Source organism: Vogesella aquatica, assembly GCF_028548455.1.
Classification (GTDB): Bacteria; Pseudomonadota; Gammaproteobacteria; order Burkholderiales; family Chromobacteriaceae; genus Vogesella; species Vogesella aquatica.
On sequence record NZ_JAQQLF010000043.1, the window covers coordinates 1 to 1281 of the forward strand.

At 58.6% G+C, this 1281-nt stretch carries 1 protein-coding gene; it reads right to left on the reverse strand.

Annotation, left to right across the window (positions count from 1 at the left end; translation table 11 throughout):
- Positions 1 to 36: 36 nt before the first annotated feature.
- Positions 37 to 1263, reverse strand: a complete 1227-nt coding sequence (locus tag PQU95_RS18450; protein ID WP_272753357.1) for an IS256 family transposase — start codon at positions 1261 to 1263, stop codon at positions 37 to 39.
- Between the last annotated feature and the right edge of the window lie 18 nt (positions 1264 to 1281).

A 1281-nucleotide genomic window follows, 5' to 3' on the forward strand; every position in this document is an offset into this window, starting at 1 on the left:
GGGCCTGTCCGAATTTTTGTGTAAACGGGGTTTGGGTTACGCCTGTGGAATGCGTTCCTCGAACTGAATGGTAAAGCGAGTCAGCGCCGCCTTCCAATCCCGAATCGGCATGGTCCACTTCTGGCTGATGTTCCTCAGCGCCAGGTAGAACAGCTTCAGCAATGCCTCATCACTCGGGAATGAACCACGGTTCTTGGTCAGCTTGCGCAGGCTCATATTCACCGACTCGATGGCATTGGTGGTGTAGATCACTTTCCTGATCTCCGGTGGGTAGTCAAAAAATGGCGTCAACCGAGCCCAGTTGCGTCGCCAGGACTGACCAATCGGCAGATAATCGTCATCCCACTTTGCCTCAAACTCGCCGAGCCGCTGCTCTGCTTCATCGAGGGTTGCGGATTGGTAGATTCGCTTCAGGTCGGCCGCCACCTGCGGGCGCCGCTTCCACGACACGTAGTTCAGGCTGTGCCGCACCATGTGCACGATGCACAACTGCACGGCCGCTTGCGGGAAGACTGCCTCGATCGCTTCCGGGAAGCCCTTCAGGCCATCGACACAGGCGATAAAGATGTCCTGTACGCCCCGGTTCCGCAGCTCGGTCACGACTTGAAGCCAGAACTTGGCGCCTTCCGTCTGGGCCAGCCACATCCCCAGTACCTCCTTCTCACCGGCCAGGGTAACGCCGATGGCGAGATAGACGGCCTTCACGCGGACGGCCCCTTCACGCACCTTCACGTGAATGCAGTCGAGGTAGATGATCGGATAGACCGAATCGAGTGGCCGAGCCTGCCAAGCTTTGACCTCTTCGCTGACGGCATCGGTGATGGAGGAGATCAGGCTGGGCGAGACCTCGGTACCGTACATCTCTTCCAGATGGGCCTGAATTTCCCGGACCGTCATGCCCCGGGCGTAAAGCGAGATGACTTTGTCGTCGAAGCCGGTCCAGCGGGTCTGGTGCTTGGGGATGAGTTGCGGCTCGAAGGTGCCTTGGCGGTCGCGTGGTACTTCGATGGGCAATTCACCGAACTCGCCCTTGAGGGTCTTGCGGCTCTTGCCGTTACGGGTATTGCCGGCGGGATTGCGCACTGGCTCGTGTTTGCTGTGGCCAAGATGCGCTGCCATCTCGGCATCCAGCGCTTTCTCGACCAGCAGCTTGGTGAGCTGCTTGAGTAGGCCGTTCTCACCGATGAGGTCTTCGGGCTTCTGATAGTTGGCCAGCAAGCTGTCCAGTAGTGCGTCAGGTACGTTGTGATTTTTCGAGCTCATTGTGCCTCCAGACTAGGT